Source organism: Actinosynnema sp. NPDC037264, assembly GCF_055603705.1.
This window is the reverse complement of the sequence record NZ_JBVJVK010000027.1, coordinates 32,368-46,629: the sequence shown is the minus strand read 5'-3', so window position 1 is coordinate 46,629 and position 14,262 is coordinate 32,368. Positions and strand designations below refer to the sequence as shown.

Below are 14,262 nucleotides of genomic sequence, written 5' to 3'. Positions count from 1 at the left end.
ACGCGGACGGCGTCAGCGGCCGGTGCCGGAGGTCAGCGGCGGGTCGCTGAGAGCGGAGGCGTGGAGCACGTAGTGGCGTGGTGTCAGGGCCGCGGGGTAGCGGGGGAGTGCGGCCATGCAGCGGAGGTGGGCTTCCTCCGGCGTGTGGACCTCGGGGGTGGCGGTCAGGTGGGCCACCAGCGGGATCCCGTTCTCGGCGGGCAGGATTCGGCTGGTGGACGGCGTGAGGGCGTCGTCCAGCAGTGCCTGCACCTCGGTCAGGTCCACCCAGCAGTTGTCCACGAAGTGCCAGTTGTCGGGGCGGACGATGGGCGGTAGCGCTATCGCCTCCCGCTGCGCCGCGGGGGTCAGGTTCGCGCGCGCCGCGGCGAGGAGCAGGCGCTCCACCGCCGAGAGCAGGGACTCGACCTCCTCGTGCGGGACCAGGCCGGTGTCGGCGGTCCAGACGTCCAGGACCAGGTGGGGCTCGACGCTGGTCAGGCCGAAGCGCAGCGGGGTGCCGTTGCGGGGGGTGGGGCGCCAGCGGATCGTCGTCTCGTCGAGGGTGGGAGGCGCGGGGGCTTGGCCGGTGAAGGGGGTGTTGGGGCCGAACCACGACTCCGGCACCGTGCTGTTGAACAGCGGGTCGTAGTTGAACACCAGGCCGCGGTCGTGCGCGGTCCGGTCGTCGGACGCCGACCGGGCCGCGGCGTCGTACCGGCCGTGCCTGCTGGACTCCAGGACGGCGGTCCAGGTGTGCCTGACCAGGGCGTCGAAGTCGTGGTCCGCCACGTCCACGGCGGCCAGGCAGCCCTGGGCCAGGGTCCCCACGTACCCGGTCAGGGCGCGGTCGAAGCGGTTGCCCGACAGCAGGGGCAGGATCAGCTCCCGGTAGCCGGTGCGGTGGGACAGGACGGCGCTGATCGCCGCCAGGACGATGCTGGAGCGGCTCGTCCTGGTCCGGGCGGCGATCCGGCGCAGCGCCCGCCCCGCCGCCGGGGACGACATCTCCACCGCCATCGAGTCGCCGGTGGCGCGGGCGCCGGGGAGCAGGTAGAGCGCGCGCGGGGTCCGGCGGGACATCGAGTCCATGTGGTCGAGCGCCGCCCGTGCCCGGCGCCGTTCCAGCGGGGTGGCCTCGATCTCCACCTGGTCCAGCGGTTGGCGACGCGGTGGGCCGACCTCGCGGAGTGACGGGGTGGCGGTCAGTTCCCGGAACTCGTGCTTGAGCACCTCGATCGCCGCCCGGTCCACGGCCATGTGGGAGAACTCGGCGGCGCAGGCCACCACCAGGTCGTCCTGCTCCGGCGCCGCCGCCACCACCAGGCGCACCGCGGGCCGCGTGCCGTCCGGCGCGTCCTGGAGCCGGCGCAGGAGCGCCGACGCCGCCGCGGGCTGGTCGGATTCGCCCCACGTGCCGTCGCCCAGCGAGCAGACGACCACCGGGACCACCCCGGACGCCGCCACGGTCTGCCGGGGATCCTCACGGCCCGAGTACGAGGTGCGCAGGCCTTCGTGGCGGGCCACCAGGACCGCCACGGCCGCGGTCACGTCCGCCACGTGGACGTCCCGGGGCACCGGCAGGTCCACGGCCAGGGTGGCGTGGAAGTGGTCCGGGGTCCGCATCAGCCAGCGCTGGATGTTGAGCTGCCCGAGCGTCAGCGGTCCTTCGCGGTGGCTCAGACCGGCGAACTCGACGGCCTCCGAGCGCACGGCGGTCAGGCGCACCCGTCGTTTCCGCGGCCGGGTGGGCGCGTTCATCGCAGTGCCGTCCGCAGCGCCGTCGTCAGGTCGCCGGCCTGGTGCCGGCGGACGGTGGCGTCGTCGGGCCAGGGGTTCGCCGTCTCGCCGAAGACGTCGACCGGAGCGGCCGACGGCGACGGCCGCCAAGCGGCGACGGCCCGGCCCAACGCCTCGCGCACCCGCGTCACCCGTGCCACGAACGCCGTTGTCGTGTCGGGCGGGACCAGGTCGCGTGCTTTCCAGTCCGCCAGCGCCTGCTCCGGGTCTGCGAGGTCGGAGGGCTCGGCCTCGACCAGGCGGGGGTCGAGGTCGGCGATCAGGCGCACGTCCGGGAGCAGGGCGGCGACTTCGAAGGCGATCACCGCGCCCGCGCCCGCACCGCCCAGGACGTAGGGGCCGGACGGGTGAGCGGCCCGGATCGCGTCGGCGTAGGCACGGGCCAGGGCCGGCACCGAGTCGATCGACGCCGAGTCGATCGACGCCGAGTCGTCGTACAGGCCGGGTGCCTGGAGGCCGTGCACCGCCTGGTCCTCGCCGAGGTCCTGCGCGAGCCGGGCGTAGCGGGCCACCTGGCCGTCGTCGGGGTGGATCAGGAACAGCGGGCTGCCGTTGCCGTCCTGGATGGGCACCAGAGGGCCCGCCAGGCGGCCGTTGTGCTCGCGCAGGGTCGCGGCGAGTGATTCGACCGTGGGGTGTTCCGCCATGACGTTCAGCGGTAGCCGGACGTCCAGTCCGGTGAGCACCGCGTTGATCACGCGGGCCGCGTCCAGGGAGTTGCCGCCCACGCCGAAGAAGTTCTCCCTGATGCCCACGCCGAAGCCGAGGACGTCCTGCCAGACGCGGGACAGCCAGAGCTCGACCGGGTCGCGGGGGCGGTGGTAGTCGGTGTCGACGGGTGTGTTCATCGGGGTGGTGCACCGCCCTCGGAGTCGGGAGACAGGCGCCAGCGCTGGAGCTTTCCGGCCGCCGTGCGCGGGAGTCGGTCGACGAACGTGAAGTGCTTGGGGATCTTGTAGCCCGCCAGCAGGCGTCCGCAGTGCGCGGCCAGCTCGGCGCGGCGGGCCGTCTTGTCCGGCCGCAGGACCACGTGCACGCCCACCACCGATCCCAGGGTGTCGTGGGGGACGGCCAGCGCCACCGCGTCGAGCACCGCGTGGTGGTGGCGCAGTGCCGCCTCGACCTCCTCGGGGTCCACCTTCTCGCCGCCCACGTTGATCGTGTCGTGCGCGCGTGGTTCCAGGTAGAGGTAGCCGTCCTCGTCGAGCCTGCCGCGGTCGCCCACGGTGGCGAACCCGTCCGGCGTGGTGCGCACGGTCCGGTGGTCCAGGTAGTCGGCGCGGGTGATCGCGTCCGGGGTGCGCAGGTAGACGGTGCCGGGGGTGCCCGGCGGGGTCGGGCGCCCGGCGTCGTCCTGGATGCGGATCCGGGTGAGGACCCCGCGGCCCACCGTGCCCGGACGGGCCAGCCACTCGTCGCCGCGGGCCAGGGTCACGCCGATGCCCTCGGTCGTGCCGTACAGCTCGAAGACCCGCTCCGGGCCCAGCAGGTCGAGCCAGCCGCGCTTGGTGTCGTCGTCGCACTTGGCGGCGGTGTGCAGGACCGCGCGCAGGCTGTCGAAGTGGGCCGGGTCCGGGGTGGTCGCCAGGATCTCGCGCATGTGCGCGGGGGTCAGCTGCGCCCACTCGACGCCGTGCTCGCGGATCAGGTCGACGGTCCACCGCGGCGCGAAGAAGCGTTGCAGCACCACGGTGTTGGCGTCGAGGACCGCGTCCACGAACGACGTGAACGGCGCGGCGTGGTAGAGCGGGCCGACGATGAGGTGCCGCTGGCCGGTGCGCCACCCCGTCTGCCGGATGGCCAACGACGGTGTCCGGCGCGGGTCGTGGCGCAGCGGGCCCGGGCGGGCGGCGATCTTCGGGATGCCCGTGCTCGCGCCGGTCGCCAGGAGGTAGGCGACGCCGTGGTCCTCCTGGACGAACCGGGACTCCAGCTGTGACAGCAGGACGTCCCGTTCGGCGGGTGGCGTCGCCGGGTTGAGCGGGAACACCGGCACCTCGGCCGCCAGGGCCGCGGCGATGGCGACGGCCGCGTCCACGGTGTTGGCGGCCTCCACGACGGCGTACGGGCCGGTCGTCCGGCTCGCGGTCGCCGTGGCGCGGTCGGCGAACTCCCGCCACGACAGCGCCACCTCCGCCAGGTCGGCGTCGAAGCCGATCAGGGCGGGGCGCTCGGGCGCGTCGCGGGCGATGTCGGCGATCCGTCGGAGCACGGGGAGGTTCATGGTTGGCGGAGGACTTCCGCCAGGCGGCGCACGCTGGACGCGGTCATGAACTCGTAGACGTCGACGGGGCGGTCGAACTCGGCCTCGACGGCGGAGATGATGCCCAGGGCGGACAGCGAATCGCCGCCCAGCTCCAGGAAGTCGTCGGTGGCCCCCACCGCGCGCACGTCGAGCTGCTCCGCCCAGATGGCGGCGACGCGGCGCTCGACGTCGTCGCGCGGGTCCTCGAACAGGGTGCAGCGGCCGTCGGCCAGGGCGGCGGCGAGGTCGTCGGGGGTCACCGGCAGGGAGTCCACGACCAGCACGCCGACCGGGCCGTCCAGCTGCTGCCGGACGTGGTTGCGCAGCACCGTGCCGCTCAGGTACTCGGTGGGCTCCACCGCGGCCACGACGACGTCGCGCCCGTCGTGGCGCACGACCGCCACCTCCACCCGGCCGACGCCGGGGTGCGACTGCAGCAGCTCGGTAACCCGGGACGGGGTCATGCCGGCACTCCTCTCAGGTGGGCGGTCACGTGGGCGCGGACCTCGTCGTCGCGCAGCAGCTCCTCGTGCTCCACGTCGAACACGGTCAGGTGGACGTCGTCGTCCACCGGCAGCGGGTAGTCCCGGGAGTGCACGAACAAGGGCTCGCCCGCCTTCAGCTCGAAGCGGCCCCCGGAGGCCAGGAGCAGGTAGTCCATGTAGGTGCGGAAGCCCTTGACCAGTTCGCCGCGGAAGTAGTTGTCGAGCGACAGGCGGCCGGCGACCGACCGCATCAAGTCGTCGTAACGCGCGGCCAGGGCGTCGGCCACGCGGGGCAGGTCGTCGGGGTGCTCCTCGACCAGGGTGTCGGCGAGGGTCTGGGCGTCCTCCAGCTCCTGCTCGGTCAGGTGCTCGGCGGAGGCGTGGACGATGCCGCTGAACTCGCCCGCCAGGGAGCCCGCGCCGGTCCGCGCGGCGTCGAACAGCAGGACCCGCGGAGCGGGTTGCCGCTCGGCCACCGCGTCGGCCACGCAGGTGGCCAGCGACGCGCCGGCGCAGTAGCCCAGGACGGCGCGAACGGCGCCGCCGCCCGCCAGGGCCTCGTCCGCCCACCGGGCGACCGCCTCGTCCAGCGGGCCCGCGCCGATCCGTCCCACGTGGAGGAAGGAGGCGTCGACGGTCGACGAGGCCGCCAGGTCGGGGAAGCCCGCGGACGCCCTCCCGCCGGGGAAGTCGAGGCACAGCACCAGGTCAGGTCCCCGGTCGGACAGTCGACGCCAACTGCTCAGCTCCACCGCCGGACCTCCCGATGACTTCGGCCAGTGCCGGGTAGTCGACCTTCCCGCCGGGCGTGCGCGGTAATCGGTCGACCTGCCGGAGGACAACGTGCCGGCTCGGCACGCCGAGCGAATCGGCCAAGTGCCGTCGCTGCCGCTCGTGAACGGCGGAGTCGCCCGCGCCGACGAGGTAGACCACGTCGTCGTCGGCGAGCACCGCGGTGGGGTGCTCCGGCCGTTCCACCAGGCGCTCCAGGTCGTCCAGGCTCGTGCGGACGCCGAGCACCTTGGCGATGCGCTTGGTGCGGCCGGTCAGGTACAGGTAGCCGGCATGCAGGTAGCCCAGGTCGCCGGTGTCCAGCACGTCCACTTCGGCGCCCCGGGCCAGGTCCTCCCGGCACGACGCGTAGCCCAGCATCACGCCCAGCCCCCGGTAGCGCACCGCGCCCTCGCCGGGGACGGCCCGGGCGTGCGGTGGGCCGGGGGCGATGGTGAAGACGCCGCCCGGCACGGCCCGTCCGACCGAACCGAGGCGCTCGGGCAGGTCGGCCGGGTCGAGCACGGCCATCCGGGACGTCGCCTCGGTCTGCCCGTACATCGTGAAGAACCGGCCGCCGCGCCGCCGCATCATCCCCGCCAACCGGGTGGTCAGCTCGTCGGGCAGCCGTGCGCCCGCCTGGGTCATCGTGCGGATCGCCGTGCGCTCCAGGAGGTTCACGTGCGCCGGCCCGAACGCCGCGTAGGTGGTCGGCACGGCCGCCAACGACGTCACGCCCGTGCGGGCCAGCCGGTCCCACGTCGCGAGCGCCAGCGGCGGGCTGTCGGACAGCACCACGCTCGCCCCGGCGATCAGGTGGCTGTTGAGCACGGAAAGCCCGTAGGCGTGGGTGATCGGCAACGTGGTGGCGGCGCGCTCGGCCGCGGTGATGCCCAGGGCGTCCACGATCGCACGGGAGTTGTCGGCGATCGCCGAGTACGACAGCCGAACCGCCTTCGGGCTTCCCGTAGTCCCCGAAGTCGTGAGCAGGAGGGCCGTCTCGTCGGAGATCGGGGTGAGCGGACCGCCGGAGGTGCGGCGGAAGACCGTTGCGCCGACCGGGGATTCGCCGGTCGGCCGGTAGCCGGCGGCCGTCAGGTCGTCGTGCGCGCCGGGCGCCGGGACGACGAAATCGGGCCGGTAGGCGGACAAGACCTCGGCGGTCGCGGGAAGGAATGCGACCGTGTGGCCCAACCGCAGTGCGGCGAGATAGGTCAGCACGGTGGGCAGGTCGCGGTCGCCCGCGCACAGCACGAGGGCCTTCTCGTTGTGCCGCAACGCGGTTCCGACCTGCTCCACCAGGTCGGACAGCTCGCCGTAGGTCAGCGCGCCACCGCCGGGCGGCACGACGGCGGCCGAGGGCGGCGGCGCGCCGACGCCGGTCACCAGGTCCAGCGCGGTCGTCGCCATGCCGCACATTCTGCGGTCCCGAAGCGAGCGCGGTCCATAGCGTCGGTTCGGTGCTAACTTGCCGCTGCTCCGCAGACGGCGGCGAGGTCGCCTGGAAGTCGACCGCTCGCGCCCTGATCTCCGACGATCGAAAAGCGTGATCGCCGGAGATGAGGACGCGAACGATCGACGCGACCTCGCGCGAACGGTTGCTTGACGGCCGGGACCTGATGGCAAAAACTCTCCCTTCACCGGCCGGGAAAGGGCGCGTGGACGATGACCGCTGAGATCCGCGACTTCCTGCTGGAGTCGCTCACCGAGATGAAGTACAGCACCGACGGGATCGACGAGGACACCGTGCTCGGCCCCGCGGGCGCCGACCTGGAGTCGCTGGCCCTGGCCGAACTCGCCCTGCGGGTGGAGGACCGGTACGGGGTGCGCTTCGAGGTCGAGGAGGCCGAGTCCTTCGCCGGCCTGACCGTCGGCGAGTTCTGCGCCGTTGTCGCCCAGCGGATCAGCACCTCGGCCGCGACGTGACCGCGCGGCCGCCGTCACCGGCATCGGGCTCGTCACGCCGGTCGGCACGGCGGTGGACGAGGTGTTCGACGCCGTCTGCGCGGGCCGCTCCGGGCTGTCCGCTCCACCGGAGGACCACGTGCTGAGCGGCGTCGTGGACGTCGCCGCGTTCGCCCCGCCGATCGCCGCGGACAGCGTGATCCCGGCCAAGGAAGCGCGGCTCGTGGACCGGTCGATCGTGATGGCGCTGCGGGCGGCCGAGGACGCGTTGGCGGACGCGGGCCTCGAAGTGGGCCGTGACGTGGACCCCTACCGGGTCGCCGTTGTGGTGTCGGGCGTCGGCGGGCTGGACACGCTGGCCGACCAGGCGGTGCAGCGGTCGCGGCGGGGACGGCTGGGCGTCAGCCCGTTCATGCTGCCCGGCGTGCTGCCCAACATGGCCGCCGCGCGCACCGCGATCAAGTTCGGGATCCGCGGCTACACCTCGTCGGTCGGCACGGCCTGCGCGGCCGGCGGCCAGTCCATCGGGGAGGCGCTGCGCATCCTGCGCGCCGGCGAGGCGGACGTGGTGGTGTGCGGCTGTTCGGAGGCTCCGCTGTTCCCGACCTTCGCCGACGCCTTCGGCAACGCCCTGGCCCTGGCCAAGGGCTGGCCCGACCCGGCGACCGCGAGCCGGCCGTTCGACCGCCGCCGCAACGGCCTGGTGCTCGGCGAGGCCGCGGGCGTGCTGGTGCTGGAGCGGCCGGGGTTCGCGCGGGCGCGCGGCGCGTCCGCGCACGCCGACGTGCTGGGCTGGGGCGCGACGAACGACGCCTACCACCCCACCACACCGCGCCCGGACGGCTCCAGCGCCGCGGCCAGCATGGAGATCGCCCTGCGCGACGCGGGCCTGACCACCGCGGACGTCGACTACCTCAACGCACACGGCACCGCCACCAAAGCCGGTGACGCCGCGGAGGCCAAGGCCATCACGAGCGTGTTCGGCGGCGCCATGCCGCCGGCGAGCTCGACCAAGGGCGTCACCGGGCACATGCTCGGCGCGTCCGGCGTGGTGGAGGCGGCCATCGGCATCGCCGCGCTGCGGCACGGGCTGCTGCCCCCGACGCACAACCTGGACGAGCCGGACCCGTCGATGGACCTGAACCACGTCCGGGACAAGGCCCTCGCCGCGCCCGCGCGCACCGTCATGTCCAACTCGTTCGGCTTCGGCGGCCACAACGTCAGCGTGATCCTCGGGCGCGCCGATGCGTGAGCGCCGAGTCACCGTCCCGTTCTCCGGACCCGGCGCGGGCACCGCGCCCCTGACGTGGGGCCAGAAGGCGATCATGCGCGACATGCGCGCGACCGGCTGGCCGCACAACAACAGCGGCGCGCACCCGTTGCCCGAGGGCGTGACCGTCGCGGACCTGGCGGCCCGGCTGGGCGCGATGATGTGCCGCCACCCCGCGCTGCGGATGAGGCTCGGCGTCGGCGACGACGGCGAGCCGTGCCAGGTGGTCGTGGAATCCGGCGAGATCGACGTCGAGGTGACCGCCTTCGACGACGACGTGGACCCCGCCGAGGTTTTGGGGCACAGCCACAAGATCTGGTTCGAGTGGATGATGACCCCGTTCGACGGCCACACCCCGTGGCTGGTCCGGCTGGCGGTGCTGGAGCACCGCGGCCAGGCGGCGCACCTGGTGTTCGCGGTCAACCACCTCGTCGCCGACGGCACGGGCACGCTGCTGCTGATGACCGGCCTGGGCGTCGGCGAGCTGGCCGACCGCCGGCCGGCCCCCGACGCCGTCACCGCGCTGGACCTCGCGCGCCGCGAGCAGACGCCCGAGGCGCGGCGCACCAGCGACGGCGCGATGCGCTACTGGGAGCGCCAACTCCGGGACCTGCCGCGCGCGACGTTCGGGGAGCCGAAGTACCCGGAAGGGCGGCTCGGGCACCGCTACTGGCACGGCCGGTTCAGGTCCTCTGCGGCCCACCTGGCCGTGCTGGCCATCGCCCGCCGCACGCGCACCGACACCGCGCGGGTGCTGCTGGCCGTGCTGGCCATCGCGATCGGCCGTGCCACGGGCGTGGACCCGCTCACCACCAACGTCATCGTCAGCAACCGGTTCCGGCCGGGCTTCGCCGACGTGATCGGCACGCTGAGCCAGAACTCGGTGGTGACGCTGGACTTGCGCGGCACGGTGGACGAGGTGGTGGCGCGGACCCGGCACGCGGCGACGGCGGCGTGGATGCGCGCCTACTACGACCCCGACCAGCTCGACCGCCTGGTCGACCGCCTCGACGCCGAACGCGGCCACCCGGCCGCGGTCACCTGCCGCATCAGCGACCTGAGGTTCAGCACCCGCCCGGACGCCGAGGAGCTGACCGACGGCGAGCCCGTGACCGAGGAGCGGGTGCGGGCCGAGCTGCCCCGGACGTTCCTGTCCTGGGACGGCCACCTCGACGCGATGCCCGACCAGCTGTTCATCAGCGTCGAGGACCGGCCCGGCACGATCCACCTCCAGATGGTGTTCGACATGGCCGTGCTCACCACCGACCAGGTGGAGACGATGCTCCACGCGGTCGAGGAGGTGGCGCTGGCGGCCGCGTTCGACCCGACCGCGCCCGCTATCGGCCCCACGTCACCGGCAGCTCCCGGAAGCTCCTGACCACCAGGCCGGGCTTGAGGCGCAGCTCCGACTCCGGCACGGCCAGGCGGAGGCTGGGCAGCCGGCGCAGCAGTCCGCCCAGCGCCTCCTGGAGCTCCATGCGGGCCAGCGAAGCGCCGATGCAGTGGTGCGGGCCGGCGCCGTAGGCGATGTGCGGGTTGGGGGAGCGGGTGAGGTCGAGCCGGTCGGCGTCCGGGAACACCGACTCGTCGCGGTTGGCCGACACCACGGCGGGCAGCACGACCGAGCCCGCCGGCACCGGGACCCCGCCCAGGTCGACGTCCTCGAGGGTGACCCGGGGCATCAGGATGCCGCTCTCGCCGAGCTGGATGTAGCGGGTCAGCTCCTCCACGGCCACCGCGACGGCGTGCGGGTCGTCGCCGCGCAGGGCGGCGAGCTGGTCGGGGTGGCTCGACAGGACGGTGACGAACAGGTTGATCTGGTTGGTGGTCGACTCGTGGCCGCCGGCGAGCAGCCCGGCGGTGACGGAGACGAGTTCCCGCTCGGACAGCGAGTCCTCCCGGTCCCACGCGGCGACCAAGGCGCTCATCAGGTCGTCGCCGGGGTTCGCGCGCCGCTTCCCGATCAGCTCCCCGAACGCGGCCAGCGCCGCGCGCGGCGGGCCCGGGTCGGCCCGCCAATCGCCGACCAGCGCGTCCGACCACTCCTTGACCCGGTCCTGCTCCTCGTCGGCCACGCCGAACAGCCCGCTGATCACGGCGATGGGCAGCGGCGCGGACACGTGCGCGCTCAGGTCCGCTCCGGGGCCGGCCTGTTCGAGGCGGTCGATCATGCCGTCCACGAGCCCGGCCACCGTCGCGCGCAGGTCCTCGACGCGGCGTGCGGTGAAGGCGCTGCCGACCACGCGGCGGACCTTGGTGTGCAGGGGCGGGTCCATGCCCAGCAGCGAGTCGTCGGCCAGCGATCCCAGTTCCCACTCCGGACCCTTCGGCCCGGTGGCCGCGGCACGGCTGAACCTGGGGTCGCTGAAGACTTTCCGGACGTCCGCGTGCCGGGTCGCGAGGTAGGCGAGGGTGCCGTCGGGCAGTTCCACCCGCGGCACCGGGTCCTCGGCGCGCAGGCGCGCGTACTCCGGCGACGGGTGGTGCAGCGACGGCGCGGGCGGGAGCGGGAAGCGGATCACGGGTGGCGTCCTTCGGCGTAGGCAACGAGCTGGTCGACCACCTGGGCGGGGGTGGGCATGGCGTGGATGCGGTCGCGCAGCAGTTCGGCGGCCTCCCGCCACGGCCCACCGTCCATCAGCGCGGCGACGCTGTCGCGCACCGACGCGACGTCGGGCTCCTCCAGCACCAGGCCCGCGCCGGACACCAGCAGGCGTTCGCCGTTGAAGTGCTCGTCGCCGACTTGCGGCAGGATCAGTTGCGGCACACCGTGGACGAGGGCGGTCATCATCGTGCCCGCACCGCCGTGCTGGACGAACGCCGCGCTGCCGGGCAGCGCCAGGCGCAGCGCGAGGGGCGCGTCGGCCACCCGCACCGTGTCGGGCAACGGGGGCAGCGCGTCGCGGTGCGCCTTGGCCACGGCGACGACCACGTCCGCGCCCAGGTCGGCCACGGCGCGGATGACGTCCGCGAGATCGGCCCGCTCGGACAGCCCCGGCCCGGCGACCGTGCCGCCGGTGACGCACACGCGCGGGCGGCTCGGCGGTTCGTGCAGCCACGGCGGGAGGACGTGGGTGCCGTTGTAGGGCAGGTAGCGCATCGGCAGGCTCGGCACGGGCAGCGGAACCTGGAGCGGCGCGGGCACGGGGTCGATCATCAGGCCGCCCGCCACGCGCACGTCCGACGACGTGATCCCGAAGCGGCGTGCCAGCGGGCCGAAGACGCCCTCGTGGTCCCACGCCAGCGTGGAGCCGTGGTCCGGTCCCCACAGGACCTGCGCGCCGGGCACGTCCAGCACGGCCGCCGCCACGGCCGCGGCGAGGTTGAACGGCTCCCACAGGAGGAGGTCCGGCCGGAAGGACCGTCCGAACGCGACCAGGTCGTCCACCCAGGCGTCGGCCATCTGAACCACACCGCCGTCCGGGGTGATCGCCGGACCGTCCGGATCGGGCGCGCCGGTGCCGCCACCGACCTTGCCGATCCGGTCGGTGAACACGGCCTCGAAGTCCAGGTGCGGTCCCAGCGGCACGGCGACCAGGCCGGCCTCGTCCACGACCGGCGCGAGCCCGGGTTGGGTGGCCACCAGCACCTCGTGCCCGGCGGCCTGCAGCGCCCACGCCAACGGCACCAGGCAGTAGAAGTGCGAGCGCCAGCCCCAGGTCGAGATCAGAATGCGCACCCGGCATGCTAACCCGCGCACGGGGCGTGCGGAATCCGTTGACGCAGCGGGGGTTCGGGCGCAGTCTTATCCGCCGTGGCCGCCTTACCCGAATTGCGCCGGTACCCCTTCGAGCCGTTCACCGGCGAGCTGTCGCCGGAACTCCTCGGCATGATCGAGACCGACCCGGTGAGCCGGGTGCTGCTGCCGGACGGGGAGCCCGCCTGGCTCGTGCTGGACTACGCCGGGTGCGTCAAGGTGCTGGCCGACCCGCGGTTCAGCCGGGTGCTGCACCGGCCGCCGCCGGACCAGCCGCCGCTGCGCGACCTCAACCAGGACGGCCCGGCGCACGCGGCGGTGCGCCGGGTGGGCAGCCGCGCGTTCGGCGGTCGCCGCATGGCGCACTACCGCCCGCGCGTGCAGGCCCTGGTGGACGAGCTGGTGGACGCGATGATCGCCGGGCCGCGGCCCGCCGACCTGGTCAGCGGTCTCGTCGCGCCCTTGCCGCTGCTGGTGATCTGCGAGGTGATCGGTGTCCCGGCCGCCGACCGCGAGCGGTTCTACGGCTGGCTCGCGGGCCTGAACTCGGTGGTGGACTACAACTCCGCGGAGGCCGCGAAGTCGCTGTGGGTCTACCTGGCGGGGCAGCTGGCCGCCAAGCGGGTCGAGCCAGGCGACGACCTGCTGTCGGTGTGGCTGGAGGGCGGCGACGACCACGGCCTGTCCGACGACGAGATCATCGTGCTGGCCATGGGGTTGCTGCGCGGCGGCCTGGAGGTCGGCTCGACGGCCGCGGGCGTGCGGGTGCTGTTCCAGCACCCGGAGCAGCTGGCGGAGCTGGTGCGGTCACCGGAGAAGATCCCCGCCGCGGTGGAGGAGATCCTGCGGTACACCGCAGTCAGCAGCATGTTCCGGGTGCAGGTCGTCACCGGGGACGTGACCGTCGGCGACGTCGCGATGAGCGCCGGGGACCGCGTCATGGCCGTCCCGTGGGTGGCCAACCGCGATCCCCGGGTCTTCAAGGACCCCAACGTGTTCGACATCGACCGGGTGGCCCGGACGGCGCACCTGGCCTTCGGCTACGGGCCGCACTTCTGCCTGGGCACGGCCCTGGCCCGGATGGAGGTCGAGCTGTCCATCGCGACGCTGCTGCGCCGCCTGCCGGGGCTCGCGCCCGCGATCGGGGTCGAGGAGCTGCCGTGGCGCCACGACCGGATCAACGGGGGCATCGAGAGGTTCCCGGTGGTGTGGCGGGAGGATCAGTAGCTCTCCACCGCGTTGACCCGGTCGGGCCAGTACCGCTCGCCCGGCGCGGGCTGGTAGTGCTCCCAGCGCGGCGGGTTGCCCGTCGGCACGTCGCCCAGCACCGTGATGCGCTGGCCGCGGCGGCGTTCGCGGTAGTCGTTGACGGCGTAGTGCTGGGTGACCCGGTTGTCCCACATGGCCACGTCGCCGGGCTGCCAGCGGAAGCGGCAGGTGAACTGCGGTCCCTCGGAGAACCGGAACAGGTACTCCAGCAGGGCGTCGCTCTCGTTGCGCGACAACTGGGGGATGTGCGAGGTGAACAGGCGGTTGAGGTAGAGCGAGCGACGGCCGGTCTCCGGGTGCACGCGCACCACCGGGTGCTCGGCGCGGCTGGAGAACTCGTCGCCCACGCGGATGGTGTGGATCGCGGTCAGGCCGTCCACCAGGTCGCGCAGCGGGGCCGACAGCGACTCGTAGACCAGGCACTGGTTGGTCCACATGGTGTCGCCGCCGTGGGGCGGCAGTTCGATCAGGTGCAGCACCGACGCGATCGGCGGGCTCTCGTGGAAGGTCATGTCCGTGTGCCACACGTCGACCTTCGCCCCGTCCTCCGAGTCGATGACGACGATCTCCGGGTGGCTCTCCAGCCGCGGCAGGTAGGGGTGCAGCTCCACCTCGCCGAAGCGCCGCCCGAAGTCGATGTGCGCCTGCGGCGTCAGGTTCCCCTGACCGCGCAGGAACACCACCTGGTGACGCAGCAGCCGATCGCGGATCAGGTCGAACTGCTCGTCGGTCAACGTGTTCAGGTCGATGCCGCTGATCTCCGCGCCGAGGGCGCCGGACACCAGCCGGATTTCCGGGGCGGTCACACTCGTCATCGGGCCATTCTGTGCCACGAAGGGGG

13 protein-coding genes are annotated in these 14,262 nt (G+C 73.7%); 4 read left to right on the top strand and 9 right to left on the bottom strand.

The genetic code is table 11. The features are described 5' to 3' along the window. Positions 1-12 precede the first annotated feature (12 nt). From ACZ7GX_RS26175 to ACZ7GX_RS26150, 6 genes are read right to left on the bottom strand one after another with little or no spacing between them, the layout of a single operon-like run. Positions 13-1,740 (bottom strand): condensation domain-containing protein, encoded by a 1,728-nt coding sequence (locus ACZ7GX_RS26175; RefSeq protein ID WP_498780326.1) that lies wholly within the window; start codon positions 1,738-1,740, stop codon positions 13-15. Next, positions 1,737-2,627, bottom strand: coding sequence for a thioesterase domain-containing protein (locus ACZ7GX_RS26170; RefSeq protein WP_498780324.1), 891 nt, complete (start codon positions 2,625-2,627; stop codon positions 1,737-1,739). The genes ACZ7GX_RS26175 and ACZ7GX_RS26170 overlap by 4 nt, the downstream gene beginning before the upstream one ends. Next, positions 2,624-3,991, bottom strand: coding sequence for an AMP-binding protein (locus ACZ7GX_RS26165; protein WP_498780323.1), 1,368 nt, complete (start codon positions 3,989-3,991; stop codon positions 2,624-2,626). The genes ACZ7GX_RS26170 and ACZ7GX_RS26165 overlap by 4 nt, the downstream gene beginning before the upstream one ends. Positions 3,992-3,999: 8 nt before the next feature. Continuing rightward, positions 4,000-4,488 carry a phosphopantetheine-binding protein gene (locus ACZ7GX_RS26160; RefSeq protein WP_498780322.1) on the bottom strand — a complete coding sequence of 163 codons (489 nt, stop codon included), beginning with the start codon at positions 4,486-4,488 and terminating at the stop codon, positions 4,000-4,002. Continuing rightward, positions 4,485-5,261, bottom strand: a complete 777-nt coding sequence (locus tag ACZ7GX_RS26155) for a hypothetical protein (protein ID WP_498780321.1) — start codon at positions 5,259-5,261, stop codon at positions 4,485-4,487. Before ACZ7GX_RS26155 ends, ACZ7GX_RS26160 begins: the two co-directional genes overlap by 4 nt. After that, the gene (locus ACZ7GX_RS26150) at positions 5,218-6,690 is read right to left on the bottom strand and encodes an AMP-binding protein (RefSeq protein ID WP_498780320.1); all 1,473 of its coding nucleotides are present in this window, start codon (positions 6,688-6,690) and stop codon (positions 5,218-5,220) included. Before ACZ7GX_RS26150 ends, ACZ7GX_RS26155 begins: the two co-directional genes overlap by 44 nt. Before the next feature lie 255 nt (positions 6,691-6,945). Here ACZ7GX_RS26150 and ACZ7GX_RS26145 point away from each other — a divergent pair, with 255 nt between their 5' ends. Genes ACZ7GX_RS26145 through ACZ7GX_RS26135 form a run of 3 tightly spaced genes read left to right on the top strand, consistent with a single transcriptional unit; the run spans position 6,946 to position 9,833 of the window. Next, on the top strand, positions 6,946-7,206 hold the full coding sequence (locus ACZ7GX_RS26145; protein ID WP_498780319.1) for an acyl carrier protein: 261 nt from the start codon (positions 6,946-6,948) through the stop codon (positions 7,204-7,206). Further along, complete coding sequence (locus tag ACZ7GX_RS26140; RefSeq protein ID WP_498780318.1) at positions 7,169-8,437, top strand: beta-ketoacyl-[acyl-carrier-protein] synthase family protein; 1,269 nt, start codon at positions 7,169-7,171, stop codon at positions 8,435-8,437. The genes ACZ7GX_RS26145 and ACZ7GX_RS26140 overlap by 38 nt, the downstream gene beginning before the upstream one ends. Further along, on the top strand, positions 8,430-9,833 hold the full coding sequence (locus ACZ7GX_RS26135) for a condensation domain-containing protein (protein WP_498780316.1): 1,404 nt from the start codon (positions 8,430-8,432) through the stop codon (positions 9,831-9,833). The genes ACZ7GX_RS26140 and ACZ7GX_RS26135 overlap by 8 nt, the downstream gene beginning before the upstream one ends. Here the strand turns inward: ACZ7GX_RS26135 and ACZ7GX_RS26130 are convergent. Both ACZ7GX_RS26130 and ACZ7GX_RS26125 read right to left on the bottom strand, forming a co-directional pair. Further along, complete coding sequence (locus ACZ7GX_RS26130) at positions 9,793-10,977, bottom strand: cytochrome P450 (protein WP_498780314.1); 1,185 nt, start codon at positions 10,975-10,977, stop codon at positions 9,793-9,795. The genes ACZ7GX_RS26135 and ACZ7GX_RS26130 overlap by 41 nt on opposite strands. Further along, positions 10,974-12,134, bottom strand: coding sequence for a nucleotide disphospho-sugar-binding domain-containing protein (locus ACZ7GX_RS26125; protein ID WP_498780312.1), 1,161 nt, complete (start codon positions 12,132-12,134; stop codon positions 10,974-10,976). The genes ACZ7GX_RS26130 and ACZ7GX_RS26125 overlap by 4 nt, the downstream gene beginning before the upstream one ends. Positions 12,135-12,209: 75 nt before the next feature. On the opposite strand from ACZ7GX_RS26125, the gene ACZ7GX_RS26120 reads away from it, so the two are divergent. Then, a complete protein-coding gene (locus tag ACZ7GX_RS26120) occupies positions 12,210-13,379 on the top strand; it encodes a cytochrome P450 (RefSeq protein ID WP_498780310.1) in 1,170 nt (389 codons plus the stop codon). On the opposite strand, the gene ACZ7GX_RS26115 is transcribed toward ACZ7GX_RS26120, so the two are convergent. After that, positions 13,373-14,236, bottom strand: coding sequence for a TauD/TfdA dioxygenase family protein (locus tag ACZ7GX_RS26115; RefSeq protein ID WP_498780309.1), 864 nt, complete (start codon positions 14,234-14,236; stop codon positions 13,373-13,375). The two genes, ACZ7GX_RS26120 and ACZ7GX_RS26115, sit on opposite strands and share 7 nt — an antisense overlap. Positions 14,237-14,262: the final 26 nt, after the last annotated feature.